The sequence below is a fragment of the Acinetobacter sp. 24-47-67 genome, assembly GCF_056779735.1.
In genome coordinates this window covers 174,641-200,374 of record NZ_JBWYIK010000001.1, presented here as the reverse complement: position 1 = coordinate 200,374, position 25,734 = coordinate 174,641, and the positions used below count along the sequence as shown (strand labels likewise).

The window sequence follows — 25,734 nt, the reverse complement described above, 5'->3', positions numbered from 1 at the left end:
TACGAGAAACCCAATGACCCATTTTATTTTCGTTACTGGTGGTGTTGTTTCATCACTAGGTAAAGGTATTTCAGCTGCTTCAGTTGCTGCACTTTTAGAAGCCCGTGGATTAAAAGTAACCATGGTGAAAATGGATCCATATATTAATGTCGATCCAGGGACGATGAGCCCGTTCCAACATGGTGAAGTTTTTGTCACAGAGGATGGTGCGGAAACTGACTTAGACTTGGGTTATTACGAACGTTTCTTGCGTCGTGCGAAAATGACCAAGCTTAATAACTTTACATCTGGTCGCGTGTACCAAGACGTTTTAAATAAAGAGCGTCGCGGTGATTACCTTGGTGGAACAGTTCAAGTTATTCCACACATTACAGACAATATTAAAGAACGTGTTCTTCGCGCTGGCGAAGGCTATGACGTTGCTATTGTTGAGATTGGCGGTACAGTAGGTGACATAGAATCTCTCCCATTCATGGAATCTGTTCGTCAGTTAATGGTTGAACTTGGTCACAAACGCACAATGCTGATGCATTTAACGTTGTTGCCATATATCAAGTCAGCTGCAGAGTTGAAAACAAAACCAACTCAGCACTCAGTGAAAGAATTACTCTCAATCGGTATTCAACCAGATATTTTGATCTGTCGTACTGAACACGATGTTGATGCTGATACAAAGCGTAAAATTGCGTTGTTCACGAACGTAGAAGCTCGTGCAGTTGTGGTGTGTAAAGATGCACGCACAATTTACGAAATTCCACGTACGTTCTATGAACAAGACGTTGATGATTTAATTTGCGAGCGTTTTGGTTATAACGATTTACCAGAAGCCGATCTTTCAGATTGGGATAATGTCGTAGAAGCACTGTTAAATCCTGAGTACACTGTTCGTGTTGCGATGGTGGGTAAATATGTTGAACTTCCAGATGCTTATAAATCTGTAAACGAAGCACTTTTACATGCAGGTATCCAAAACCGCGTTAAAGTTCAAATTGATTATGTCAATGCCGAAGAACTAGAAAGCCAAGATGTAGCAGAAGTGTTGAAAGATGCTGACGCAATCTTAGTTCCTGGTGGTTTTGGCGAGCGCGGTACTGAAGGTAAGATGCAAGCGATTAAATTCGCACGTGAGAATGGAATTCCATTCCTTGGTATTTGCTTAGGTATGCAACTTGCGGTCATTGAATACGCACGTAATGTTGCTGGTATTGCAGATGCAACCTCAACAGAATTTAACCGTTCAACTAAATCGCCTTTAATTGGTTTAATTACGGAATGGTTAGACGAACGTGGTGAAGTACAGCAACGTTCTGTAGATTCTGATCTTGGTGGAACAATGCGTCTTGGCGCTCAAAAATCAGAATTGGTTGAAGGCACTAAAACTGCAGAAGTGTATGGTTCAGTAGAAATTATTGAACGTCATCGCCATCGTTACGAAATGAATAATCGTTATATTCCTACTTTAGAAGAAAAAGGTATGAAAATTTCTGGTTATTCACCAATCCAACGTTTAGTTGAAACTGTTGAAATTCCTCAACATCCTTGGTTTATTGCTGTACAATTCCACCCGGAATTTACAAGTTCTCCACGTGATGGTCATCCATTATTTGCTGGTTTTATTGATGCTGCTAAAAAACAGTATCAAAAATCGAAATAATGAATGTCTTAGGACATAACTAGGAAGTTTAAATGTCACAATTAAAAGCACAAGAAATTGTACGTTTAGGCGATATACAAATGGCAAATCATTTGCCATTTGTATTATTCGGCGGAATGAATGTACTTGAATCAAAAGATTTAGCTTTTGAAATTGCAGAAACTTATGTTGATATTTGCAAACGTTTGGATATTCCATATGTTTTCAAAGCAAGCTTTGATAAAGCAAATCGTTCGAGCTTAAATTCTTTCCGCGGACCTGGTCTTGAAAAAGGAATTGAGTGGTTAGCTGACATTAAAAAACATTTTAATGTACCCATCATTACAGATGTTCATGAACCATATCAAGCAGCACCTGTGGCTGAAGTGGCTGACATCATTCAATTACCTGCTTTCCTCAGCCGTCAAACAGATCTTGTTGAGGCAATGGCAAAAACTCAAGCCATTATCAATATCAAAAAAGCGCAATTCTTAGCACCGCATGAAATGCGTCATATCTTGCATAAGTGTTTGGAAGCAGGGAATGACAAGCTGATTTTATGTGAGCGTGGCTCAGCATTTGGTTACAACAACTTAGTTGTCGATATGCTTGGTTTCGACATCATGAAAGAAATGAATGTGCCGGTCTTCTTTGATGTGACACATGCACTTCAAACCCCGGGTGGTCGTGCAGATTCAGCAGGTGGTCGTCGCGCACAAATTACGACATTAGCGCGTGCGGGTATGGCGACAGGTCTAGCAGGTCTTTTTCTGGAAGGACATCCTGATCCAGAAAAAGCAAAATGTGATGGACCTTGCGCTCTTCGAATGTCTCAACTTGAGCCATTCTTAGCTCAGCTTAAAGAATTGGATACCTTGGTTAAAGGTTTCAAAAAATTAGATACACACTGATGCAGCGTTAGACGCATCGTTTTATTAATCAACTGAGGAATTGTTCATGAGCCAAATCGTTGACATTCGTGCACGTGAAATTTTGGACTCTCGTGGTAACCCAACCATCGAAGCAGACGTTATCTTAGCATCTGGCGTAGTTGGCCGTGCATGTGCACCATCTGGTGCTTCAACTGGTTCTCGTGAAGCTTTAGAACTTCGTGATGGCGATAAAGCACGTTACTTAGGTAAAGGTGTTAAAACTGCTGTGAACAACGTAAACACGTTAATCCGTGACGCGTTAGTGGGTAAATCAGTATTCGAACAAAAAGACATCGATAATACGATGATCGCTTTAGACGGAACTGAAAACAAAGAAAAATTAGGTGCGAACGCAACTTTGGCAGTGTCTTTGGCTGCTGCGCGTGCTGCTGCTGACGAAAAGAAAATTCCTCTTTTCCAATACATCGCAGACCTTCGTAACAACAGCATTTTAACAATGCCTGTTCCAATGATGAACATCTTAAACGGTGGTTCACATGCGGACAACAACGTTGATATCCAAGAGTTCATGATTGAGCCAGTTGGCTTCACTTCATTCTCTGAAGCACTTCGTGCAGGCGCAGAAATCTTCCATTCTTTAAAATCAGTTTTAAAGAAACAAGGTTTAAATACTGCTGTTGGTGATGAAGGTGGTTTCGCGCCGAACTTACGTTCAAACGAAGAAGCAATTACAGTTATTCTTGAAGCAATTGAAAAAACTGGCTACAAAGCAGGTTCTGACATTATGCTTGCGCTTGACTGTGCATCTTCAGAATTCTACAAAGATGGTCAGTACATCCTTGCTGGTGAAGGCAATAAAGCATTCACAAACAACCAATTCTCTGACTACCTTGCAGGTCTTGTAAACCAATATCCAATTATCTCTATTGAAGATGGTTTAGATGAATCTGATTGGGAAGGTTGGTCTTACCTAACTTCGATTCTTGGCGACAAGATTCAATTGGTTGGTGATGATTTGTTTGTTACAAATCCTAAAATCCTTCAACGTGGTATCAACGAAAAAGTTGGTAACTCTATCCTGATTAAGTATAACCAAATCGGTACGTTGACTGAGACTTTAGATGCGATCTATCTTGCTAAAGCAAATGGTTACTCTACAGTGATTTCTCACCGTTCTGGCGAAACTGAAGATTCTACAATTGCGGATCTTGCAGTAGGTACTGGTGCTGGTCAAATCAAAACTGGCTCACTTTGCCGTTCTGACCGTGTAGCGAAATACAACCAATTACTTCGTATTGAAGAATTAACGAATGCTATTTACCGCGGTAAAGCTGAGTTTAAAGGTTTAAATTAATCGTTTAGATTATTTTGAATTTCAAAAAAACCACTCTGTAAAGAGTGGTTTTTTTTGTTATTAAGCTATGAAATAAAAAGTGTAAATATAATGACTCTAGAATATTCAATAACTTTTGATATTTAACAGTACATATTTTTAAAAGAAATCAATCAATGTGAATTTGTTTAACATTTGCATATTTAACACAGTTACACATACTACCTTTCTTTGTTTTAGGGTATATTAGTGCTCTAATTTCATGATGTTAACTAAGCCTCAAATATAATGTTAGACGTCTTTAAAACTACTTCAAGTAAAGTGATTTTGCTGGTGGCAATAATTTTAATTGCCATCTTTCAATATCGCTTTTGGCTCGGTGAAGGAGGATATTTCCCTCATCAGGCGCTACTTCAGCAAATGAATCAACAAGCTGAAACAAATGAAGAGTTAAAAGAGCGTAATCGTATTCTGGCTGCTGAAGTATATGATCTAAAAAATGGTGTAGAGGCGATTGAAGAACATGCACGTTTAGATCTTGGCTTAATTAAGCCTCATGAAACGTTTATTCAAATGAGTACCATCAGTACGAATTATAAGCCGATTTACATCGACCCAAATGCTAACGTAGATTTAAGAACCAATGAGTCTAGACAACCTGAATCTGAACAACCGTAAATTATGGGCTATTATTCCGGCAGCAGGTTCTGGTAGTCGATTTTCCAAATCAGCGTTAAAGCAATATCAAATTATCCAGAATAAAACTGTACTTGAGCATACTGTAGAACGTATTGCTCAATTGCCTATTGCTGGCTATGTGTTGGCAATCTCAGAGCATGACCAATTTGCTCAAACACTTCAATTTGCTAAATCAGAAATCCTTCATTTCTGCTTAGGTGGTCAGGAGAGGGTTGATTCTGTACTTAATGGTTTAAATTATTTAACCAATATTGCAGATGAAAATGATCTGGTGTTTGTGCATGATGCTGCTCGACCTTGTGTGAGCTTGAGTAATTTAGAATCTTTGATTCGCCATGTTATCGAATCTAAGCATAGCGCAATTTTAGCAACGCCTGTACGTGATACTTTAAAAAGAGTAGATCAGTCGAGTGCCATTGAAAAAACTGTAGATCGAAGTGCATTGTGGCAAGCACAAACTCCACAATTGTCGACCATTAAATTGCTAAAAACCTCGATTGAACATGCATTAACTCACAAGATCACAATCACGGATGAAGCGAGTGCGCTTGAATATGCTCATCATCCAGTAGATGTGGTGATTGGACGATCTGATAATATTAAAATTACTTATCCTGAAGATTTAGAACTTGCTCGTCTGATTCTTCAGTCACAGTCTGACTCGAAATAATTTAGTTTTATGTTTGGGACTTTGCTTAAATAGCCAAAACATTGTCTTATAATAACGCCACTTAGAATATGCAATTCAGCCAATGATACCTTCACAACAGTACCGTTTTTTGCGTCATGCCTTGAGAGATGGACGAACAATCAAACATGATTCGTCACGTTGGACTAAATTACATTTAGATCCATGGTTACTTGGTTTTTTGATATTAAACGCAGCTTTTGGACTCATGGTTGTTTATAGTGCAACCAATCATGATTCAAGCATGGTGATTCGTCAGGCAACCAGTTTTGGTATCGGTTTTATTTTGCTGTTTATTTGTGCACAAATTCCTCCAAAAGTTTATCAAATTGTCAGTCCTTATCTGTATGCATTTTCGATTGTGCTTCTGCTTTTGGTATTGCTAATTGGTGATGTCCGCTTAGGCGCAAAACGCTGGATTTCTATTCCTGGATTAGGGAGTGTGCAGCCCAGTGAATTTATGAAATTTACGATGCCACTCATGATGGCTTGGTTTTTCAGTCTGCGGACTTTACCACCCAAATTTATGCATATTCTCTTTGCATTATTTCTGATGATGATTCCTTTTGTTTTAGTCGCATTACAGCCTGACTTAAACATTGGATTAATTATTCCCGGAATTTTTGTCATTTTTTTAAGTGGTATTTCTTGGCGTTTGATTGGGGCTGTGGTCGCTGGGTTTGCAGTGGTTGCACCATTATTATGGAATTTCTTTCTACAGGAATACCAAAAAAAGCGAATTTTAACTTTATTTGATCCTGAATCAGATCCGCTAGGTGCAGGGTGGAATATCATTCAGTCTAAAATTGCGATTGGTTCTGGTGGACTATTTGGTAAAGGTTTTAATGAAGGAACACAGTCTCATTTAGGTTATCTCCCCGAACATCATACAGACTTTATTATGTCTGCTTATGCAGAGGAATTTGGCTTTTTTGGTGTGTTCGTATTATTTGTTATTTTTGCTGCGATCATTATTCGTTGTTTGATTATTTCCATGAACAGCTTCCATAATTTTGGACGTCTTTATGCGGGTGCGGCAGGTTTAACTTTCTTTTTCTTTGTGTTTTTGAACAGTGGAATGGTGAGTGGAATACTTCCAGTAACGGGTGATCCATTGCCACTCATGAGTTATGGTGGTACGGCAGTCATTGCAACGCTAGCAGGTATGGGCATTGTAATGTCTATACATACTCATCGCTAAAACATCTGGGGTTGACAGCAAATTTTCAACTCACATTCTGCTTACTCTCACATCTATTGAAACTTTGAGCTTCAATAATTGCTCTAATCAGTCATTACACTTTTATGCTGAAGAAGATGAAAGTGTATATGGAAGATGATCCAAGCTCTCAGAGAGTAACTTTAAAAAATAAATTGTTTCCTCATTTGTTTTTAATGACTAAATTGTTCTCGATGGTAGAAAAATTTGAGCTAAACAATGATCTTTGTTACGTTTCCCTAGCTAAAAACTCCTGTCTTAGCTGTTGTCTTATACTTGGTGATCCTTGCTTATAAAAATATTTTTTAAAATTGATTCTCGTAGATGTATAAAAAAATTAACTATGGCATATTAATTGCTGAATAAGAATTAAACGAATATTGCAGGAGAGAGGTCTTCTGTAGATCCGCCGAAGGAGCAACGACCCCGGAATCTCTCAGGCAAAAGGACTGTAATTATTCTCAATCATCTGGAGAGAAGTCTAATGATGTTTAGACTCACCGAAGGGGATGGAAAAAATCATATGTGATGAAGATTTCCGAAGCTCTCAGGTACCGTGACAGATGGGGCATTGAAAATATAAAATTTTCAAGGAGCTTTTATGTCACATATTATGGTGATTGGTGCAGGCATTACAGGAATAACCACTGCCTATGAATTATTAGAACTTGGTTATCAAGTCACAATTTTGGATAAAAACTTATATCCAGCAATGGAGACTTCATTTGCGAACGGAGGTCAACTTTCTGCATGTAATGCAGAGGTGTGGAATCAGAAAGCAACGGTACTGAAGGGTATCAAATGGATGACCCAAAAAGATGCACCATTATTACTCAACCCATCTTTTGATTTGCATAAATACGCTTGGCTGATTGAATTTATGGGTAATATCAAACATTACGAAGCCAACACACAAGAAACGGTAAGACTGGCATTATTGGCAAGAAAACGGCTGTTTGAAATTGCACAGAAAGAAAATATTCAATTTGATTTGGAAAAGCGTGGAATTTTGCACTTTTATCATAATCAGCAGGATTATGGTGTCGCAATAAGAGTGAATGATTTGTTATGCAAAGGTGGATTAGAGCGTCACGCTGTTACAAATGGAGAAATTCACAGTATTGAACCAAGTTTGAAGGGAGAATATTACGGTGGTTTTTATTGTCCTGACGATGCCACAGGAGATATACACAAATACACCACGCATTTAGCCCAAGTGGTGGTGAATAAAGGTGGGAAATTTTTATACGGTGTAGAAGTTGAAGATTTAAATCTGGATCATTCAACAGAACAAGTTTCAGCTAAATATCGCGCTTGTGATCCTAAAAGTAGAGATATACCCGATGGATTTATTCAAGCTGATGCAATGGTCATTTGTGGTGGAGTTGGAAGCTATCATTTAGCACAACAGGCTGGAGATCGTGTCAATGTTTATCCAGTGAAAGGGTACTCGATTACAGTTCAGTTGAATGATGAACATAGCCAACAACATGCACCATGGGTAAGTTTATTGGATGAAAGTGCAAAAATTGTGACGTCGAGATTAGGTCGAGATCGTTTAAGAATTGCTGGTACTGCAGAATTTAATGGCTATAACCGAGACATCCGTATGGATCGCATACAACCTTTGGTTCATTGGGTGAATCGTAATTTTGATATTTCAACTGAGCATTGTGTCCCTTGGGCTGGATTAAGACCGATGATGCCGAATATGATGCCAGTGGTAAGACAAGGGAAGCATCCGAGAGTCTTTTATAATACCGGTCATGGGCATCTGGGTTGGACGCTGTCAGCTGCAACTGCTGCAATGATCTGTTTAGAAATTTCACAGAAAATAGCGGCTTAATGAAAAGCCACAATAGCGTGAAAACTATTGTGGCAAATACATTTATAGTCGAGTGAAAACTTGATCTGCATTCAAACGAGATTTAGGTAATTTGGCATTAAAATCTTTTTCACTTCGATAACCAAGTGCCAATAGCACTGACGGAATCAGGCCTTTTGCGTCAAGATTTAACTCTTCAGCGATAATTTTTTCATCGAATCCTCCAATTGGAGTGGCATCGATACCTTCTAAACCTGCAGCAAATAAGGTTTGCCCAAGTGCAATAAAAGTTTGATTTTCAGACCAGCGCTGGATATCGCCTTTTTCGTTGCGATAATAATCAACATAGCCTAAGCGCGTATCTTTTTGAGCTTGTTTTGCTTGGTCATCTTTAAAACGACCACTGATTTCATCTTGATTTAATAATCGATCTAGATGAGAGTCTGTAATGTCTTTATGCGTACAAAACAGAATTGTGTGTGAAGATTCAAGGACTTTGGGTGCATTATAAACATACTTACCAACCAGTGCTTTAGCAATGCGCTGTTTGGCTTCATCAGTTTCGATGACAAAGAAATGCCACGGTTGAATATTGATAGACGAAGGTGCGAGCCTTAAAGATTCCAATAATCTTTCAAACTTTTCTTGAGGGATCTTTTTTGAAGAATCGTATGCTTTGGTGGTGTAGCGAGATTGGGAGATGTTTAACAAATCCATATTATCCTCCGATTATTCACAATATATTCATCTAAAAATTTTAAATGACTCTGAACTTAAATATTTTCTATAGTTGATGCTAAATGATATGAAAAATCTGACTTGTCTTTAAATCAATAAGCATATTTTAAATCAGTATATTTTTCTAATGACATTGCAATTTGTTGGTTGATAAATGCGCGCACATCTTCTTCAGTCATAGGTTGACCATTCTTGCTGATATTATGTTCGATCGGTGCTTGGTCTGCGGCCTTAATTTTGTAGACAAGGTGGGTGATCAATTCGTAATCGTTATTATGGTTTACGATGTTAGTCACATATTGATATGAATGCTCAAAGTTGAGATCTTGATGGGAAAATATAAATTGTTCAAAGATTGTCAATGCGGCGCCATCAGCAAGATTTTTGAGTTCATCAATAATTGTGGCATCTAGGCGTACATCATAACGTTCAGAGATTGCTTTACCATCGATTAATAATGACACTTTATCATCTTCATGGTGTTGAACAGTAATATTGCTGAAATTAGACATGACAAACTCACGAATTGAATTGAGTCGTTATTATCATATGCAAAAAAACTTAAAGCAAAACATACTGATTAATATTCAAACATTGAGTGAAATTTCAATTTAAAGGTTGATGAGATCATTATAAAAATAGAGGAACTAATAAGACCATGTTTTCAGTGTCAGATCATTGATTGACTGCTTAGAGAATTTCGATTGATTAATTTCCAAAATTTGAGCTTGATCCAAACGCCAGTCGCCTAAGACAATTCTTCTTTTATCTTGAGAGATATGGATTTGAGGGCGATGCGTATGACCATGAATTAATAACTCAACTTCTTTCAATGCATCGTGGACAGCATCTTGATTTACATCCATGACATCATAAGATTTAAATTCTTTTGATTCGTGGCTTTTTTTTCTAAATCCATTTGCAAGTTGAGTACGAAAAGAAAGTGGGGTTTTCCGCAGTATCCAAATGAGGAGAGGATTTCGGATTATTTTTTTAAAACGTTGGTATGAAATATCATCTGTACACAAGGCATCGCCATGTTCGAGACGAATATTGACATCGTTGATTTGTAAATAAGAAATTTCTGGTAGCAACTGACCACCAAATTTATTTAAAAAAATTTGATTCAGCGCAAAATCACGATTGCCGACAGAAAATAAAACTTGATTTCCCTGAGCAGTAAATCTTTTTAAGCGTTCAACGATTTCATCGAGCCAAGGAGCTGTATAGTCATCACCAATCCATGCATTAAACCAATCACCTAAAATATAGAGTTGGGTTTGCTGGTCTTGATAATGATCTAATAAATCTAAAAACCCTCGAACGAGTCGAGGGTGTTCAGGTGACAGGTGTAAATCTGAAATAAACAGATAGGTCACTTAATATTCCTTATTTGCCTACATCCCCATCAACTTTAGATGGTGAAACAATCCCTTGAACATGATATTTGTTTTAAAGCAGTGCTTGAAAACTTAATAAGTTAAGGGGTAGGTTTTTTATTCAGAGATAATTTTAGCAGATTCGATCACAACGTTTTCTAGTGGAACGTCAGCGTGGTAGCCACGGTTGCCAGTGCGAACGCCTTTGATTTCATTAACAACGTCCATACCTTCTACAACTTTACCAAATACTGCATAACCCCAGCCTTGAGCTGTTTTACCAGTATGGTTAAGGAAAGCATTGTTTTTCACGTTAATGAAGAATTGTGCAGATGCTGAGTGAGGAGCTTGAGTACGTGCCATAGCAATCGTACCTTCGTCATTGCTTAAACCGTTGTCAGCTTCATTTTCAATAGAATCGCGAGTTGCTTTTTCTTTGAAGTTTTCATCCATGCCACCGCCTTGGATCATGAAACCGTCAATTACACGGTGGAAAATTACGCCATCATAAAAACCATCACGAACGTACTCTAAAAAGTTAGCAACAGTTTTAGGTGCTTTTTCAGAGTTAAGCTCTAGAACAATACGTCCTTTATTGGTGTTTAATTCGACTTGAGGAAAACTCATTCTATAATCTCCTGATCATGGACAAAAAGCCATGGGTTTGTGGTTGAGAGAAGCATAAGCAAACTGTAAACTACAAGGCAAGCAAAAACGTTATTTTCTTTGTTAATAATATGAAGATAGCGTTTTAATTATCCTATTTTATCTTATAGAAGTGATTTATCAACTATGAAGCCGAATGATGTTGTTTCATCCCTGCCAAATACCCCGACGACTAACAATCCATCAGTCGATGCTGCGCAGCAAGAACAACAACCGGGCTTAGACTTTGTACGTCAAGTAATTACAGAAGATCTTGCAGCAGGGCGTACAGATAAAGTCGTGACGCGCTTTCCACCAGAGCCTAATGGTTATTTACACATTGGACATGTTAAAGCGATTTGCCTGAATTTTGGTATTGCAGAAGAATTTTCTGGTTTATGTAATCTTCGTTTTGACGATACAAATCCAGATGCAGAAGAACAAGAATATGTAGATGGTATTGCGAACGATGTTAAATGGCTCGGTTTCGACTGGAATGGTGAACCACGCTACGCATCAAGTTACTTTGATCAATTGTATCAATGGGCGATTCAATTAATTAAACAAGGTGATGCATATGTCGATTTGCAATCTCCTGAAGAAATTAAGCTGAATCGTGGAAATTTTGTAGAACCAGGTAAAAATTCTCCGCAACGTGATGCAACGGTTGAAGAAAACTTAGCGCGTTTTGAACAAATGCGTAATGGTGAGCTTGGAGAAGGCCAAGCAGTACTTCGTGCCAAGATTGATATGGCATCACCGAACGTACATATGCGTGATCCAATTCTTTATCGTGTTTTACATTCTGAGCATCATCAAACAGGCGATACGTGGAAAATCTATCCAATGTATGACTATGCTCATCCTTTGTCTGATGCGATTGAAGGCATTACGCACTCGTTATGTACGCTTGAATTCCAAGACCATCGCCCGTTCTATGATTGGGTTGTCGCTAAGGTAAATTCTCCAGCAGTTCCACGCCAGTACGAATCAAGCCGTTTGAATATTGATTACACCATCACCTCAAAACGTAAATTACGTAAGCTGGTCGAAGGTGGTTACGTTAATGGTTGGAATGATCCACGTATGCCTACAGTCGTGGGAATGCGTCGTCGTGGCTTTACTCCAGAAGGCTTACGTGATTTCTGCAAGCGTGTGGGCGTATCTAAAACTGATGGTATTGTCGATGTTGCAATGCTTGAATTCTGCATTCGTCAATCATTAGAAAATACTGCTGCACGTGGTATGGCGGTATTGAATCCTCTTAAAGTGACATTGACCAACCTTCCAGAGGATATGGATTTAACCCATGCACGCCATCCAAATGTTGATATGGGTGATCGTGTAATTCCACTGACTTCTGAATTGTATATTGATCGTAAAGATTTTGAGGAAGAGCCGCCTAAAGGGTTTAAACGCTTAATTCCTGGTGGTGAAGTCCGTTTACGTCATGCTTATGTGATTAAATGTGATGAAGTGATTAAGGATGAAAATGGCGAAGTTGTTGAACTTAAATGCTCTATCGATCCGCATACTTTAGGTAAGAATCCAGAAGGTCGTAAAGTCAAAGGTGTTATTCATTGGGTATCTGCAAATAAAGGGATTCCTGCTGAAGTTCGTATTTATGATCGTCTATTTACTGAAGCCGCACCTGATGCGGACGATGATTTCTTAGCGAATTTAAATCCAGATTCTCTAAAAATTGTTCAAGCGGTAATTGAGCCTGCTTTAGCTCAAGCGAAACCTGAAGATCGATTCCAATTCGAACGTGAAGGTTATTTTGTCGCTGATCAATTTGATCATACTGTTGAAAAACCTGTCTTTAACCGTATTTTGGATTTAAAAGACAGTTTTAAGCCTGCAAAATAAAGTTTGGTAATATCAAAAAAAGCCTGATTGATTCAGGCTTTTTTTATTCAAATTTAGGTTAATAATTAATTTTTGTGATTAAATTCATATGATTAGATAAAGGTGAGTATTTAAGAATAATTTAATAAGTTATAAATAAAAACTAAAATAACATTATATTTCAAATATATATTTGACTATTTGAATTTTCAAGCGCATATTTAATTCAACCGAAAGGTTAATTTGAAACTTTGTTTTCCTCGAAACCCTGCTTAAGCGGGGCTTTTTTTTGCTTTAGTTTCTGATGCTGCTGTAAAGCGATATACACAGGGCCTTTCAGTTTGCGCTGATCATTTAACTTTTTCTTAATATAAAATACCAAAGCAAAACAGGTGGTTGCTAAAGTTAAAAGAAGACTATTTAAGTAGCTCATGAGTGAGCTGATATAACCAATAGTGGTGAGTCTATTCATCATTTTGATGACTTGTGGGCTACTTTCGATGCCCGTGATCGCCCAAGAACATAAGTGTTCACAATTATTAATAATGAGATGATAGTTATTTTCATGCATTCGAGAGCGCATTCGTCTTACGACAGCACGACCTGAATATTTGGGGGTGCTATAATGCCGAATCGTAATTTTTTTGCCATGTGCAAATTTTTGCAGAGATGTAATTTCGATCGGATGTTTTTTAAAGAGATGAGCAAAACCTGAATAATGAATAACACGACCCTTACCCACATAAATACCATGATGTGAATAACCAAAATGCTTAACAATTAAGTGAGCACCAAGAGGGAATGTTTTGACGTGTTTATGCCGCATTTATAAAATATTCCAATAACTTTACAGATGTACATTTATTGAAAGAGAGTCCACAGTATAACCGAATTGGAAATAAATAATGAGGTATAAATACAATATAAGCACTCTAAAAAAGGTGCCTAAATTTTTTATTCAACTCAAATGAAGTTATGAGAAGAAAGCATTTTGTGCTTCACAATTTTTAATTGCATCTTCTTTAGGAAGCTGTTTAATTTGCTGTTCAAACTCGTTTTTTTGACGATCTATGGCAGTTTGAGGAATACCGCTCTCTTTCGCTAATTTTTCAATGTTGCCCCAAACTTCCTCACATGCTGAAGGTAGCTTATTACAACCACTAAGCGATATGAAAGTCGCCCCTAAAATAATGAATAGAATATTTTTCATTGAATCCCCAAATGTATTTTTAATTATCCTATGAGCTTATCTTAATTGAACATTTTTAAATTGAACAGAAAATTTATCATAAAAAAAGCACTGTCTATGCAGTGCTTTTTTTCTTTACTGAAGGGTGATTTTGTTACTCAATAAATCAGTAAGATCTTTTTTTGAATAGCCACGCGAAATAAGAACTTTTTTGATTCCGCGGATTACATCTTCATCTGATGCCTTTTGTAAAGCCTCGATCAACTGATCGTTAGTCTTACATGAACAATCATTTTCAACACAAGCAATTTGATTTTTATGCTCGTTCTGCTGCGAATCTGATGAAAACAGCTTTTGCCAAAAACTCATAGAGCCTTCATTTGCAACCAAAGATAGGTCGAAATATAGTCGATTTAAAATTTAATGCAAGTTTGTAATCGTGATTTAAAGCACATTTTAAAATAAATATTTCGATGATAAACCTAAAGTTTAACGAAATTATGACATTGAAAAATTAAATTTTTCTTTATTCATATGATTTTTAAGTGAAATTCAAAAAGCATAAAAAATGGACAGTGTAAGAACTGTCCATTTAGTAAGAAATAAATTGTTTAAATTTTCTCTAAAAGAACGCCTGACTCGACATGGTGGGTATAAGGAAATTGATCGAACAGCGCAAATTTAGTGATTTTATGAGTTTCCGATAACATCTTTAAATTGTCGTGCAAAGTATCTGGATTGCATGAAATATAAATAATACGGTTAAAGCGTTGAAGCAGCTTCAAGGTATCATCATCAATGCCTGCACGAGGTGGATCTACAAATACAGTATCGAAGTCATAACTTTGAATATCAATATTGGCTTCTTGTAAACGTCTAAACTCACGTTCTGCATTGAATGCTAAGGTAAAATCTTCAGCTGAAAGGCGAGCAACTTGAATATTATTAATTTGATTTTGCTCAATATTCCATTGCGCTGCATAAACTGATGATTTAGCCAGTTCTGTTGCTAGAACGCGATTAAACTTTAGCGATAATGGAAGGGTAAAATTACCATTACCGCAATAAAGCTCTAAAAGATCTTTATCACTGGTTTGAGCTGCATTACATGCCCACTCCAGCATTTTTTGACAAACTTGCGCATTTGGTTGCGTGAAGCTACTTTCAATTTGCTTATATTTGAATTTACGGTCAAATACTTGTAATTCTTCAACTACATATTCATCCGTCAATACAATTTTTTGACCACGGCTGCGACCAATAATCTTAATATTGAGTTTTGAAGATAAATTTTTTGCTAGTTGTTCCCAGTCTTGATCAAGCGGACAACGATAAATCAATGAAACCAGCATTTCACCGTTCAACGTTGAAAGAAAATGTACTTCAAACAGACGCTTAGAGAGCACTGCATTTGATTTTAGTTCAGACAGGAGAACTGGCATTAAATCATTAATAGATTTATCCGCGATTGGAAACTCATCAACACGTACTACTTTCTTTTGAATACCATCTTCCGCGCGTTCAAACATGGCATAAAACATATCATCTTCTGTATGCCAAATACGGAACTCAGCTCGCATACGGAAATGTTTTTCAGGAGATGAAAAAACTTCTAGTTCAGGTGGTTGATATTCAGCAAATTGATTGCGGATACGTTCAATTTTTGCATCAAGTTGTTGTTGATAAATAGAAGTCATAAAAATCTAAAAAAACTAGCACAAAGCAGAGTGAATGGTAGCAAATAATAAGCCAACATTCTTCTAAATCTTTGTGCTGTTGTGACTATCTTTTGGTGAGGTGCTCAACTAAGTAGTCGATGAACACACGTACAGCTGGTAATAAACCACGGCGAGAAGGGTAAACCACATGAAAAATACCGTGTGGCGCATTCCAGTTAGGCAGAACCTTAACAAGACGCCCATCTTTAATATAATCTTCAACAATACTGTCTGGGAGTAATGCTACCCCACAATTGTCACTTGCAAGTTGTGCAAGCATAAGTAAGTCAGAGCCCATCACGACTGGACTCACTTTGACTTTAATCGATTTGTTGTTTGAATCATGTAGTACGAGTTGTTGATCAGTATGTTCATCAACCATACTTAATATTCGATGATTTGAGAGTTCTTCAGGTTTTTTGATAGATCCAAATTCATTGAGATAAGCCTGGCTGGCGAAAAGATGTTGTTCAATATTTTCAAATTTTCGAATGACCAAACTTGGGTCATCATCCAAACTTGAGCGAACACGAAGCGCTAAATCAATTCCTTCATTGATGATATCGACACGTCGATTAGTAACCATCAATTGAACTTTGATTTCAGGATACTGCTTAAGGAAATTTGGCAGTATTTTGGTCATTTCATGCTGGGCAATTGATACGGGTAAACTAATACGAATTAAGCCTCTTGGTTGTTCACTTAAATGATCTACCAGATCATGAGCAGATTGGGCAGCATTCATCATTACTTGCGCATGGCGATAAATGTTCATCCCAATATCAGTGACAGCAAAATGACGTGAACTACGTTGAATAAGCCTTACACCGAGATTTTCTTCTAAATTATAAACACGTCGACTCAATTTTGATTTCGGAATGTCGGTTGCTCGTTCAGCAGCGCTAAAACCGCCATGTTCGACAACAAGGGCAAAGCAATAAAAATCATCTAAATCTGAAAGCATGGACTCATTCCATATATGCAACGTTTTGTTAAAAAATACATTATTGTTCTGAATAGTCAATTGAGTTGCTGTGTTTTCTCTAAAATCTAAGATTGTTATAATTAGTAATGAATAAAGAGGACTATTTAAAAATCTAAAAGCAATGGTTAAACTTATGTTTTATAGCGCGTAATACTTAAGGTTGACATGGCTTATACAACAATTGAACTTCAAGATCCTCAAGAAAATGTACAGTGCCCGCATTGTCAACATGCTGTTATCGACTGGAATGAAGAGCAATATATTCAACCTTGTGAGCATACATTGTTTATTGCTATGGACTTGGGATTTGAATTTATTTCAGATGAATTTGAAGCAACTATGCCTCGCACAGTAGATGAAATTCATGCAGATGACGAAAACTCGAATGTATTTACTGAGATTACGCGTTCTAATTTAGCTCAGTTTAAAATTTATAAAGTTGCACTGGGTGTCGAAAACCTCAATCGTTATATTGGTTTTCAATCATAATTTTTTTAATCATAAGCATATAGTCAAAAGACTTGGGGTTACTTTGAGTCTTTTAATTTCATTGTATTTTGATATTAATTGCAAAGTTCTAAGGTTGTGTTTTTTCATGATAAGTTCAATGCTTTGCATAAAGAAATCATGGCTATCATAAAACGCACTTATGGCTATAAACATCTGATCTATTTTTGGATTGGTTCGTGTTTTATCGATCAACTTCACCTTAGATCCAAGTGAATTCTATCTAACCCACTTGGATTTCAGCATTAGGATGACTCAACCTGCTTTTTTTAGGGGTTGCAATTAAATAAGCCAATGTCAAAGGACCGAGACGACCCGCAAACATCAGTATCATGAGCATATATAAACTTGCAGGTTGTAATTCTGAAGTAATACCTCTAGATAATCCGACTGTACAAGCCGCGGAAACAGCTTCAAATAGTAAATCTAGAAAACGTTTATTAGGCTCTAAAATTAACAGCGTAAAGAAACCAATGAAAATGAGCATAGCAGTTATGCTAATGACCGCAAGAGCTTTATAGGTGACAGTTGCAGGAATCGAGTGTTTAAAAACAGTGACTTCGTCAGCTCGTCTCAAAAACGTGATCACACTTAATACTACAATAATAAATGTACCTACTTTAATACCACCAGCAGTACTTAAAGATCCGCCTCCAATAAACATTAATAGCATAGTCACCAAGGTTGCTGGATCACTCATACTGGCCATATCAATACTATTAAATCCAGAGGATCGCGGTACTGTGGCATGAAACCAAGCATTTAATGCTTGGTCTCCAATTGACATTGGGGCGAGGGTCAATGGATTATTTGCTTCTAAACACCAAATCATAATAAAGGCAAATAGATTGAGTCCTGCGATAGTAGAAAGAATGAGTTTGCTGTTTGTTGAGAGTTTTTTCCACTTATGAGCGCGTTTGATATCCATAAGTACCACAAAACCTATTCCACCAATGATATACAACATACTTATGGTCAGTGTTACAGCATATTGACCTGAAAAGCTCATTAAGCTGTTTGGAAAAAGAGAGAAACCACCATTATTAAATGCTGAGATACTGTAAAAGGCTGCATAAAACAGAGCATCACTAAAATCGTAGTATTGAAGCCATGTAAATGTCAGGATGAATGTTCCAATCCCTTCGAAAAATAGAGAATACAATAAGACGGCTTTAACAGTGAACGAGGCCCTTGCTAAACTGGTTTGACCAATTGTTTCTTGAGCCATCACTTGTTGCTTTAAACCAAGTTTAGTGGAAAGGCTCAATGCAGCCAAAATTGCGAAGGTCATGAATCCTAAGCCACCACATTGGATGAGTAGCATAATGATGAACTGACCAAAAGTCGTATATGCCTCGCCAATATTGACCACAGAAAGTCCCGTAATTGTCACAGCAGACGTGGCGGTAAATAAGGCTTCTAGCCAAGAGACATTTCCTTCGTGTGCAAAGGGAAGTTTTAGCAGTAATGTTCCAATGATAATAAAACTGAGAAAGCCCAAAGCAAGCAAACTTGGTGGACTCAAATTAATACTTTGCGTTTTTTTATTGATCAATTGATCATAAAATTTCATCATTTCGAAATAAATCTCGATGAGAGTTTACGTAAAAGATTGACAGGACCTTCAACAATTAAAATGTCATTTTTTTGCAGCAATGTACCAGGTGCGATGTCATAAATTACATGTGTGCCACGTTGTAATAATAATGTTTGTACGCCGTCGCTGTGCTCCATGATATCTTTAAATTCTACACCTTGTAGTTTTTCACCCACCTCCACTTTGACAATATAACGGTCATCATTCAACGCCATATAGCGTCTAACCATTGGGTAGCTTAATGATTGTGCAACGCGAATACCCATGTCTTCTTCTGGATGAATAATTTGACCAATACCGAGATGCGTCAAAATCATATGATGGGCTTTCGATTTTGCTTTTACTAGGATTTTTTCTACGCCTAAATTTTTAAGGTTGAGGACACATAGAATACTGGCCTCAATATCTTCTCCAATTGCGACAACGACGGCATCGCAATTCTGTACATTCAGTTCTCGAAGTACATGTTCATCTGTGGCATCGGCGATGACAGCATGACTGATGTTATCAGAGATATTTTCAACGTATTTTTTTTCAGTATCGATTCCAATCACATCATGTTTTAATTGAGTGAGTTCTAATGCAACTGTACCACCAAAGCTGCCTAAGCCAATTACTGCAAATAGCGCCATTGAATATCCTAAAATTTTAAAGATCAGAAAGTAATGATTTGATTTTAATTTCGCTTAGAGTGAGTTTATCTTGTTGATCTGAGTTGATTCAATTCATTTATTGAGGATTATTTGTGATCACTATAAAAATAGTAAATCGTAATTGAAATCAATGTCCATGAAAGCGCTAAGTAAATATAAGTTAAATGAATATGATCGATCATAAAGTTAGCATGAACGAAACTTGTCATGAGCACAATTGCCATCATATATATCAACGTCATACGATAACGATAAATAGGTGCTAATCCCAACATGATATAGGGGAGTGCTGCATAACCTAAAAAAATAAAAACTTCGAGGGATTTGCTTAAGGTGGTAACTTCAGGATATAGATATTTCGAAATAAACAGAAGTGCGGAAAAGATGATCCACATGAGAAAAGGAATTACTACAAAACTGAACCATATTTGCATGATTTATCTTAATATCTAAAATTTTAAAGTGATCGTTTTTTCTATCTTTCGATTTTAATTGTATATCAATTATTGAATTAAAAAAGCCTGTCAAAATGACAGGCTGTATTGATTTTATTTGAGGAAACGTTGATAACCAAGATTATTGGTAATTTCTTCGTATGGATAATTGATACTTTCTAACGTTTCAACTAAACCATCAGGGTTTTGTTGTGCATCTTCAGCTTCGAGTCCAACCAATACACGACCTTCAGCCGCACCATGATTACGATAATGGAACAGGGTAATGTTATGCGTTGGACCAAGACGTTCCAAGAATGTTAATAATGCACCTGGACGTTCAGGAAATTCAACGCGGAATAAACGTTCATTTTCAATATCAGCATGACCACCGATCAGGTAGCGAATATGTAATTTGGCAACTTCATCGTCAGATAAGTCATCCACATCATACTGAAACTTTAATGTTTCGAATATTTCTTGACGTTCTTTTTCGCCGCTTTTTAAACTAATTCCAACAAATACTTGCGCTGCAGTCGCACTACTTGCACGGTAGTTGAATTCAGTAATATTTCGACCTTGAAGGGCACGACAGAAATTGAGGAATGCACCTTTTTGTTCAGGAATCGTGACAGCAAAAATAGCTTCTTTACGTTCACCTAATTCAGTTCGTTCTGCAATATAACGTAAACGGTCAAAGTTCATATTTGCACCGCATACAATTGAAACGATGTTTTTACCTTCTAAGCCGTGCTCAGCCACATATTTTTTAATACCAGCAAGTGCCATCGCACCTGACGGCTCAACAATACTACGGCATTCATCATAGGTGTCTTTAATTGCTGCGCATATTTCATCAGTATTCACAAGAACAACTTCTGGTTCTACGATTGGACCTGAATTGTCAGATTTTTGCAGACGAATCACTTCGAAAGGTTTTTCACCGATTTGCGCCACAGCTGTACCATCGGCGAATAAACCAACTGAAGGCAGAATCACACGTTCATTTACTTCTAAAGCAGCTTTTAAACAAGCTGACTCGTCATATTCCACAGGAATAACTTTGACATGCGGTGCTACATCACCAAGGTAAGCAGCAACACCTGCAATCAAACCTCCACCACCAACGGCAACAAATACATAATCCACATCTCGCCATTGACGTAAAATTTCATTGGCAATTGTACCTTGACCAGCCATAACGAGTTCATCGTCATAAGGCGGAATAAAAGTCATTCCTTCTTCTTGCGCACGTTGAATTGCGTATTTATTTGCGATGTCAAAAGAATCACCATGAAGTACGACTTCACCACCTAAACGCTTTACAGCTTGGACTTTAATGTCTGGTGTTGTCTTGGGCATCACAATAATCGCGCGAATTCCTAATTTTTTTCCTGAGAGTGCTACGCCTTGAGCATGGTTACCAGCAGAAGCGGTAATGACACCTCGTTCTAGGTGAGCTTTAGGAAGTTGGCTGATTCTGTTATAGGCACCGCGGAGTTTGAAGGAGAATACGGGTTGTAGGTCTTCACGTTTAAAACGAATATTATTGTTAAGACGTTCACTAATTCGTGGTGCCGCTTCGAGTGGGGTTTCGATAGCAACGTCGTATACCGTTGCTTGTAAAATTTGTCGAACCAAACGAGACAGCATGTTAATTTTCCATCTAACAGTTTAAAATAGGCGCTTATTGTAACAAACCATAAGGCTTAGCGGTTTAAAATAACTGCAAAAGTCCAAATTAGTTGAGTGAAGTCATGAGTCTATATGCAACCCAAGATGAGAAAAAACAAGCAGCAGCACAAGCAGCTTTAAAACACTTACCGAAAGGGGGCATTTTAGGCGTAGGCACAGGCAGTACTGTTAACTTTTTGATTGATTTACTTCCTGAACTTCAATTAGAAGCTGCAGTTGCAAGTTCGGAAGCGACTGCGCAGCGTTTGAAGACGCTAGGTATTGAAGTGGTAGATATGAACTCAGTGGGTGGTCTTGATGCATATGTAGATGGTGCAGATGAGATTGATCGTCATATGCACATGATCAAAGGTGGTGGTGCGGCATTGACACGTGAAAAAATCGTGGCATCGATTGCAAAAAAATTCGTCTGTATCGTAGATGATTCTAAATGGGTAGATCAGTTGGGGCGTGATTTTCCACTTCCTGTTGAAGTGATTCCAATGGCACGTTCTGCTGTTGCTCGTAAAATTGTCTCTTTAGGTGGCGACCCAGCGTACCGTGAAGGTGTAGTGACCGACAATGGTAACGTGATTTTAGACGTGCATAACTTAAATATCTTAAATGCACTTGAGCTTGAAAAAACATTGAATGATATCCCTGGTGTGGTATGCAACGGTATCTTTGCTTTGAATAAAGCAGACATTGCGATTGTTGCGACCAACAACGGTATTGAAGAGCGTACAGCGATTTAATTTTAACTCCTTGACGAGCTAGTCTCCCTAAACTCCCTCTTTTTAAATAGAGGGGCTTTTCTTCCCCCTTTCTTAAAGGGGGAGATGGGGATTTAATAATTAAAGAATAACAATGACTTTATCCGACCTTCCTGATATTGAAATCACCAAAAGTATTCGATCGAAAAGACTACGTCTACGTATAGATGGAACGTCAATTCGTGTGACTGCGCCATGGTTTTGTACCCATAAACAAATACAACAGTTTGTTCAAGATTCAGAAGCTTGGATCGTTCAAACTTGGCAGGCACAACAAAGTAAAATTCAACAGATTGATCGCGTTTTACCTTTATCTTTACAGTTATTTAATTTAGAAAATTCTATTAAAATTCAATATATTCAGCAGAAATTAAACTATAAGTTTGATTCAGTGATGAATGAGCTGAGTGTGAGTGATCGTCAGCCTCAACAATATTTAAAAGCCTTTGTTATTGATTATGCTAAACAGCATCTGCCTGTATATCTGGCTCAAGTATCTGATCAGTGTGGTTTAGCTTATCATGGCTGTAAGATTCGTCAGCCAAAAACGCGGTGGGGAAGTTGTACAGCACGTCATGACATTATGTTGAATAGTGCTTTGGTGCTTTTTCCTCTGGAAATAACACGCTATGTTTGTGTGCATGAATTAGCACATACAAAGCATTTTGATCATAGTGCTCAGTTTTGGGCGGAAGTGGCGAAGTATGATCCAGATTTTAAACTTAACCGAAAAAAATTAAAAATAACGCCGTTGCCATATTGGTGGATGCATAATTAATTATTATGCTGGGATTGCTTTGTCGATATTAAAGAATCAATTGTTTAGCGCTAGTCAATTAGTCTGATCTGGCGACTGGTATTCTAAATTTTGGCTATCATGATTGCTCTGTTTGGTTAGTTTGTCTCTAATAAGCTCATAAGACGAATTGGTGTGTGTTTTTTGATTCTAATTTTGTCTGTACCTGCTTTAATGCTTTATAGCATCCTCATGTATATTCTACTGAACCCCAGTAATCCTATTCACTATCATTGGATGAACTATTTATCGCTTTTTGGCGGGGCTATAGCGTGGTTGAAATTATTGATCATGGCAACTGTATGGATAAATCAAAAAAGGATTTCTAAATTGCTTTCCGTGAGTGGAGGGTTATGTTCGATATGGGGAGTAACTCCTTTTGTTGTGAAACAGGATCCGATCGTATTTCTTGCTCTCCCAGGGTTTATATTTGCACTATATTTATGCTATTTCAGTTGGCAAGAAAATCAATGAAGTCACATGATAGACTTTATTAGATGCTTAACAGAGCCATCTAAATTATTAAACTTACAAAATAACAGCATTCCCATATGAAAGGGTTCAGAAAGTCACAAGTTCCTGTCATACTACTGCCTGTAACGAATACAGTCATTTAGAGGTAGATATCGTGATTTCAGTTGGTATTGTTGGTGGTACAGGATATACAGGCGTTGAACTTTTGCGTCTTTTGCTGCGACACCCAAATGTTCAAGTGAAAGCACTGACTTCTCGTACTGAGGCTGGTCGTCGTGTCGATGATATGTTTCCAAGTTTACGTGGTCATACCGATCTAGAGTTTTCAGATTTAAGCTTAGATTTATTAAAGTCTTGCGATGTTGTGTTTTTTGCGACACCACATGGTGTGGCAATGAAACACGCTGAAGAATTAGTAGCAGCGAATACAAAAGTAATCGATTTAGCCGCTGACTTTCGTTTGCAGGATTTAGCGCAATTTGAAAAATGGTACGGTATGGAGCATGCTTGTCCAGATTTACTTAAAAATTCAGTGTATGGGCTTTCTGAGCTCAATCGTGAAAAAATTAAAAAAGCTCAAGTGATTGGTAATCCTGGTTGTTATCCAACGACAGTTCAAATTGGTTTGGCGCCTGTACTTAGATCTTCAGAAGTATTGGTAAAACCTGAAAGTATTATTATTGATGCAAAATCTGGTGTATCTGGAGCTGGACGCAAAGCAAGTTTAGGCATGATCTATACTGAAAATGCTGATAACTTCAAAGCCTACAGTGTAGCAGGGCATCGCCATCATCCTGAAATTGTTGAAGCGCTTGAAAATATATCAGGACAGAAAGGTATATTTGACAATATCCTTTTTGTTCCACATTTGGTGCCGATGATTCGTGGCATGTTATCTACAATATATATCGACTTAACAGAAGCAGGTCAGCAAGCCGATTTGCAAACAATTTACGAACAGTTCTACCAAAACGAGCAGTTTGTTGATGTTATGCCGGCAGGAAGTTCACCAGAAACTCGTTCTGTTCGTGGATCAAATGATTTACGTATTGCGTTGTATAAACCACAACCAACAAAGTTAGTCATTTTAGTTGCCCAAGATAACTTGGTGAAAGGTGCAGCAGGACAAGCTGTTCAAAACATGAATTTAATGTTTGGATTTGCGGAAAATGCAGGCCTTAACGTGATTGGTTTATTACCATAAAAAACCTTTTTTGACTTCACACACATTTAACTTTGCAGTTAAATGTGTGTTTTGATTTTATAAATTAGAGATGACGATGCAAAACTCAGAATCAAATAATACGTCACAGCATAAAGATGAAAAAAATATCGGTTTTTTTCAATCGAATAAACCCCTTATGGCGGGTGGGATCATCTTATGTGCAGGCAGTTTACTTCTGGGCTATACGGTTGGTCATCGTCAAGGTCTAACTGTAGTTGGTTATGATGCTGACGCGGAACAATTGGTTGAAGTTGTCGAAAAACAAAAAAAAGAATTATCTGAGCTGAATAAGAAATTAAATACCTCAGTTCAAGAACGTGATGTTGCTGTAACTAACTCAAACGATATGTATGCTGCATTAAATCAAGCCAACGCTGAAAAACTTCAAATTGAAGGTCAGAGTGCGATTTTCCGAGAAGTGCTGAGACAACGTGGTGGATTGAGTTTAACTGTGCAAAATTTAGCTGTTAAGTCGCTTCCAGAAAATGTATATGAATATCAGGTTGATTTAGTTCAAGTCAGTCCGAATAAACGTAAAGCATCTGGTGAAATTGAAATCAGATTAATTCAAGGTACGGAAGTCTTGGTTGTTCCAATTTCAGAAAAATCATTCAATTTCGACCATTATCAGCGATTAACTGGTCGTTGGACGATGCCAAAAGGCTTTACGCCCCAATTTATTGAAATCCGTGTAAAAGGCTCAAGTGCTCAAACCAAGCGCTTTAGTTGGCAACGTGGTGAAGCAATCGAATCAACTGCTGCATTTGCAGCTGAAGTACCGCAAGCTGCGGCAAATTCTCAATAATAGA

At 37.5% G+C, this 25,734-nt stretch carries 26 protein-coding genes and 1 riboswitch; of the genes, 13 read left to right on the top strand and 13 right to left on the bottom strand.

Going from position 1 to position 25,734, the window contains the following annotated elements; genetic code table 11:
• The first annotated feature begins 13 nt into the window (after positions 1–13).
• The 7 genes from AC1M9K_RS01045 (at position 14) to AC1M9K_RS01015 (ending at position 8,311) form a co-directional block, all read left to right on the top strand.
• Positions 14–1,654 carry a CTP synthase gene (locus tag AC1M9K_RS01045; RefSeq protein WP_481587523.1) on the top strand — a complete coding sequence of 547 codons (1,641 nt, stop codon included), beginning with the start codon at positions 14–16 and terminating at the stop codon, positions 1,652–1,654.
• A 32-nt stretch (positions 1,655–1,686) separates the two neighbouring features.
• Positions 1,687–2,544 (top strand): 3-deoxy-8-phosphooctulonate synthase, encoded by an 858-nt coding sequence (kdsA, locus tag AC1M9K_RS01040; protein WP_035263729.1) that lies wholly within the window; start codon positions 1,687–1,689, stop codon positions 2,542–2,544.
• A gap of 46 nt (positions 2,545–2,590) precedes the next feature.
• Positions 2,591–3,880, top strand: coding sequence for a phosphopyruvate hydratase (gene eno / locus AC1M9K_RS01035; protein WP_180027787.1), 1,290 nt, complete (start codon positions 2,591–2,593; stop codon positions 3,878–3,880).
• 267 nt (positions 3,881–4,147) lie between these two features.
• Positions 4,148–4,537, top strand: a complete 390-nt coding sequence (ftsB, locus tag AC1M9K_RS01030) for a cell division protein FtsB (protein WP_035263725.1) — start codon at positions 4,148–4,150, stop codon at positions 4,535–4,537.
• Positions 4,503–5,228 (top strand): 2-C-methyl-D-erythritol 4-phosphate cytidylyltransferase, encoded by a 726-nt coding sequence (gene ispD / locus AC1M9K_RS01025; RefSeq protein WP_179998116.1) that lies wholly within the window; start codon positions 4,503–4,505, stop codon positions 5,226–5,228. The genes ftsB and ispD overlap by 35 nt, the downstream gene beginning before the upstream one ends.
• 82 nt (positions 5,229–5,310) lie before the next feature.
• Positions 5,311–6,447 (top strand): rod shape-determining protein RodA, encoded by a 1,137-nt coding sequence (gene rodA / locus AC1M9K_RS01020; protein WP_092766373.1) that lies wholly within the window; start codon positions 5,311–5,313, stop codon positions 6,445–6,447.
• A gap of 391 nt (positions 6,448–6,838) precedes the next feature.
• A riboswitch (glycine riboswitch) is annotated at positions 6,839–6,927 on the top strand.
• Between the two features lie 139 nt (positions 6,928–7,066).
• Positions 7,067–8,311, top strand: a complete 1,245-nt coding sequence (locus AC1M9K_RS01015; RefSeq protein ID WP_481588210.1) for a D-amino acid dehydrogenase — start codon at positions 7,067–7,069, stop codon at positions 8,309–8,311.
• Between the two features lie 42 nt (positions 8,312–8,353).
• Here the strand turns inward: AC1M9K_RS01015 and nfsB are convergent, their stop codons facing one another.
• From nfsB to AC1M9K_RS00995, 4 genes are all read right to left on the bottom strand, one after another.
• Positions 8,354–9,007 (bottom strand): oxygen-insensitive NAD(P)H nitroreductase, encoded by a 654-nt coding sequence (gene nfsB / locus AC1M9K_RS01010; RefSeq protein ID WP_481588209.1) that lies wholly within the window; start codon positions 9,005–9,007, stop codon positions 8,354–8,356.
• A gap of 113 nt (positions 9,008–9,120) precedes the next feature.
• A complete protein-coding gene (locus AC1M9K_RS01005; protein WP_035263715.1) occupies positions 9,121–9,540 on the bottom strand; it encodes a hypothetical protein in 420 nt (139 codons plus the stop codon).
• Between the two features lie 135 nt (positions 9,541–9,675).
• Positions 9,676–10,407, bottom strand: a complete 732-nt coding sequence (locus AC1M9K_RS01000) for a UDP-2,3-diacylglucosamine diphosphatase (protein ID WP_481588208.1) — start codon at positions 10,405–10,407, stop codon at positions 9,676–9,678.
• Positions 10,408–10,524: 117 nt separating this feature from the next.
• The gene (locus tag AC1M9K_RS00995; RefSeq protein WP_035263711.1) at positions 10,525–11,034 is read right to left on the bottom strand and encodes a peptidylprolyl isomerase; all 510 of its coding nucleotides are present in this window, start codon (positions 11,032–11,034) and stop codon (positions 10,525–10,527) included.
• 165 nt (positions 11,035–11,199) lie between these two features.
• Here AC1M9K_RS00995 and AC1M9K_RS00990 point away from each other — a divergent pair, with 165 nt between their 5' ends.
• Positions 11,200–12,921, top strand: coding sequence for a glutamine--tRNA ligase/YqeY domain fusion protein (locus AC1M9K_RS00990; protein ID WP_481588207.1), 1,722 nt, complete (start codon positions 11,200–11,202; stop codon positions 12,919–12,921).
• A 217-nt stretch (positions 12,922–13,138) separates the two neighbouring features.
• Here AC1M9K_RS00990 and AC1M9K_RS00985 read toward each other — a convergent pair whose 3' ends face one another.
• From AC1M9K_RS00985 to AC1M9K_RS00965, 5 genes are all read right to left on the bottom strand, one after another.
• The gene (locus AC1M9K_RS00985; protein WP_051586486.1) at positions 13,139–13,726 is read right to left on the bottom strand and encodes a lecithin retinol acyltransferase family protein; all 588 of its coding nucleotides are present in this window, start codon (positions 13,724–13,726) and stop codon (positions 13,139–13,141) included.
• A gap of 147 nt (positions 13,727–13,873) precedes the next feature.
• Positions 13,874–14,110, bottom strand: coding sequence for a hypothetical protein (locus AC1M9K_RS00980; protein ID WP_481588206.1), 237 nt, complete (start codon positions 14,108–14,110; stop codon positions 13,874–13,876).
• Positions 14,111–14,224: 114 nt separating this feature from the next.
• Positions 14,225–14,458, bottom strand: coding sequence for a hypothetical protein (locus tag AC1M9K_RS00975; protein ID WP_035263705.1), 234 nt, complete (start codon positions 14,456–14,458; stop codon positions 14,225–14,227).
• 242 nt (positions 14,459–14,700) lie between these two features.
• Positions 14,701–15,786 (bottom strand): tRNA (uridine(54)-C5)-methyltransferase TrmA, encoded by a 1,086-nt coding sequence (gene trmA / locus AC1M9K_RS00970; protein WP_481588205.1) that lies wholly within the window; start codon positions 15,784–15,786, stop codon positions 14,701–14,703.
• An 85-nt stretch (positions 15,787–15,871) separates the two neighbouring features.
• Positions 15,872–16,771 (bottom strand): LysR substrate-binding domain-containing protein, encoded by a 900-nt coding sequence (locus tag AC1M9K_RS00965; RefSeq protein WP_481588204.1) that lies wholly within the window; start codon positions 16,769–16,771, stop codon positions 15,872–15,874.
• 186 nt (positions 16,772–16,957) lie between these two features.
• On the opposite strand from AC1M9K_RS00965, the gene AC1M9K_RS00960 reads away from it, so the two are divergent.
• Positions 16,958–17,281 (top strand): hypothetical protein, encoded by a 324-nt coding sequence (locus AC1M9K_RS00960; RefSeq protein WP_481588203.1) that lies wholly within the window; start codon positions 16,958–16,960, stop codon positions 17,279–17,281.
• A gap of 241 nt (positions 17,282–17,522) precedes the next feature.
• Here AC1M9K_RS00960 and AC1M9K_RS00955 read toward each other — a convergent pair whose 3' ends face one another.
• The 4 genes from AC1M9K_RS00955 to ilvA all read right to left on the bottom strand — a co-directional run bounded on the left by AC1M9K_RS00955 (position 17,523) and on the right by ilvA (position 21,636).
• Entirely contained in the window at positions 17,523–18,872 is a 1,350-nt protein-coding gene (locus AC1M9K_RS00955) for a TrkH family potassium uptake protein (RefSeq protein WP_481588561.1), read from the bottom strand.
• Positions 18,872–19,528 carry a potassium channel family protein gene (locus AC1M9K_RS00950; protein WP_035263698.1) on the bottom strand — a complete coding sequence of 219 codons (657 nt, stop codon included), beginning with the start codon at positions 19,526–19,528 and terminating at the stop codon, positions 18,872–18,874. The genes AC1M9K_RS00955 and AC1M9K_RS00950 overlap by 1 nt, the downstream gene beginning before the upstream one ends.
• A gap of 107 nt (positions 19,529–19,635) precedes the next feature.
• Positions 19,636–19,983 carry a hypothetical protein gene (locus AC1M9K_RS00945; protein WP_481587510.1) on the bottom strand — a complete coding sequence of 116 codons (348 nt, stop codon included), beginning with the start codon at positions 19,981–19,983 and terminating at the stop codon, positions 19,636–19,638.
• A gap of 114 nt (positions 19,984–20,097) precedes the next feature.
• Positions 20,098–21,636, bottom strand: coding sequence for a threonine ammonia-lyase, biosynthetic (ilvA, locus tag AC1M9K_RS00940; protein WP_481588202.1), 1,539 nt, complete (start codon positions 21,634–21,636; stop codon positions 20,098–20,100).
• 104 nt (positions 21,637–21,740) lie between these two features.
• On the opposite strand from ilvA, the gene rpiA reads away from it, so the two are divergent.
• From rpiA to AC1M9K_RS00920, 4 genes are all read left to right on the top strand, one after another.
• The gene (gene rpiA, locus AC1M9K_RS00935) at positions 21,741–22,412 is read left to right on the top strand and encodes a ribose-5-phosphate isomerase RpiA (RefSeq protein ID WP_481588201.1); all 672 of its coding nucleotides are present in this window, start codon (positions 21,741–21,743) and stop codon (positions 22,410–22,412) included.
• 112 nt (positions 22,413–22,524) lie between these two features.
• On the top strand, positions 22,525–23,208 hold the full coding sequence (locus AC1M9K_RS00930) for a M48 family metallopeptidase (protein ID WP_481588200.1): 684 nt from the start codon (positions 22,525–22,527) through the stop codon (positions 23,206–23,208).
• Positions 23,209–23,854: 646 nt separating this feature from the next.
• Complete coding sequence (argC, locus tag AC1M9K_RS00925) at positions 23,855–24,904, top strand: N-acetyl-gamma-glutamyl-phosphate reductase (protein WP_481588199.1); 1,050 nt, start codon at positions 23,855–23,857, stop codon at positions 24,902–24,904.
• Positions 24,905–24,980: 76 nt separating this feature from the next.
• A complete protein-coding gene (locus AC1M9K_RS00920; RefSeq protein WP_035263690.1) occupies positions 24,981–25,730 on the top strand; it encodes a DUF6776 family protein in 750 nt (249 codons plus the stop codon).
• The last annotated feature ends 4 nt before the right edge of the window (positions 25,731–25,734 follow it).

What these genes read in the sequence shown, in the direction of transcription:
- AC1M9K_RS01045 (WP_481587523.1), top strand. Translation starts at nt 14, where the DNA reads ATGACCCATTTTATTTTCGTTACTGGTGGTGTTGTTTCATCACTAGGT.
- kdsA (WP_035263729.1), top strand. Translation starts at nt 1,687, where the DNA reads ATGTCACAATTAAAAGCACAAGAAATTGTACGTTTAGGCGATATACAA.
- eno (WP_180027787.1), top strand. Translation starts at nt 2,591, where the DNA reads ATGAGCCAAATCGTTGACATTCGTGCACGTGAAATTTTGGACTCTCGT.
- ftsB (WP_035263725.1), top strand. Translation starts at nt 4,148, where the DNA reads ATGTTAGACGTCTTTAAAACTACTTCAAGTAAAGTGATTTTGCTGGTG.
- ispD (WP_179998116.1), top strand. Translation starts at nt 4,503, where the DNA reads ATGAGTCTAGACAACCTGAATCTGAACAACCGTAAATTATGGGCTATT.
- rodA (WP_092766373.1), top strand. Translation starts at nt 5,311, where the DNA reads ATGATACCTTCACAACAGTACCGTTTTTTGCGTCATGCCTTGAGAGAT.
- AC1M9K_RS01015 (WP_481588210.1), top strand. Translation starts at nt 7,067, where the DNA reads ATGTCACATATTATGGTGATTGGTGCAGGCATTACAGGAATAACCACT.
- nfsB (WP_481588209.1), bottom strand. Translation starts at nt 9,007, where the DNA reads ATGGATTTGTTAAACATCTCCCAATCTCGCTACACCACCAAAGCATAC.
- AC1M9K_RS01005 (WP_035263715.1), bottom strand. Translation starts at nt 9,540, where the DNA reads ATGTCTAATTTCAGCAATATTACTGTTCAACACCATGAAGATGATAAA.
- AC1M9K_RS00995 (WP_035263711.1), bottom strand. Translation starts at nt 11,034, where the DNA reads ATGAGTTTTCCTCAAGTCGAATTAAACACCAATAAAGGACGTATTGTT.
- AC1M9K_RS00990 (WP_481588207.1), top strand. Translation starts at nt 11,200, where the DNA reads ATGAAGCCGAATGATGTTGTTTCATCCCTGCCAAATACCCCGACGACT.
- AC1M9K_RS00985 (WP_051586486.1), bottom strand. Translation starts at nt 13,726, where the DNA reads ATGCGGCATAAACACGTCAAAACATTCCCTCTTGGTGCTCACTTAATT.
- AC1M9K_RS00980 (WP_481588206.1), bottom strand. Translation starts at nt 14,110, where the DNA reads ATGAAAAATATTCTATTCATTATTTTAGGGGCGACTTTCATATCGCTT.
- AC1M9K_RS00975 (WP_035263705.1), bottom strand. Translation starts at nt 14,458, where the DNA reads ATGAGTTTTTGGCAAAAGCTGTTTTCATCAGATTCGCAGCAGAACGAG.
- trmA (WP_481588205.1), bottom strand. Translation starts at nt 15,786, where the DNA reads ATGACTTCTATTTATCAACAACAACTTGATGCAAAAATTGAACGTATC.
- AC1M9K_RS00965 (WP_481588204.1), bottom strand. Translation starts at nt 16,771, where the DNA reads ATGCTTTCAGATTTAGATGATTTTTATTGCTTTGCCCTTGTTGTCGAA.
- AC1M9K_RS00960 (WP_481588203.1), top strand. Translation starts at nt 16,958, where the DNA reads ATGGCTTATACAACAATTGAACTTCAAGATCCTCAAGAAAATGTACAG.
- AC1M9K_RS00955 (WP_481588561.1), bottom strand. Translation starts at nt 18,872, where the DNA reads ATGAAATTTTATGATCAATTGATCAATAAAAAAACGCAAAGTATTAAT.
- AC1M9K_RS00950 (WP_035263698.1), bottom strand. Translation starts at nt 19,528, where the DNA reads ATGGCGCTATTTGCAGTAATTGGCTTAGGCAGCTTTGGTGGTACAGTT.
- AC1M9K_RS00945 (WP_481587510.1), bottom strand. Translation starts at nt 19,983, where the DNA reads ATGCAAATATGGTTCAGTTTTGTAGTAATTCCTTTTCTCATGTGGATC.
- ilvA (WP_481588202.1), bottom strand. Translation starts at nt 21,636, where the DNA reads ATGCTGTCTCGTTTGGTTCGACAAATTTTACAAGCAACGGTATACGAC.
- rpiA (WP_481588201.1), top strand. Translation starts at nt 21,741, where the DNA reads ATGAGTCTATATGCAACCCAAGATGAGAAAAAACAAGCAGCAGCACAA.
- AC1M9K_RS00930 (WP_481588200.1), top strand. Translation starts at nt 22,525, where the DNA reads ATGACTTTATCCGACCTTCCTGATATTGAAATCACCAAAAGTATTCGA.
- AC1M9K_RS00920 (WP_035263690.1), top strand. Translation starts at nt 24,981, where the DNA reads ATGCAAAACTCAGAATCAAATAATACGTCACAGCATAAAGATGAAAAA.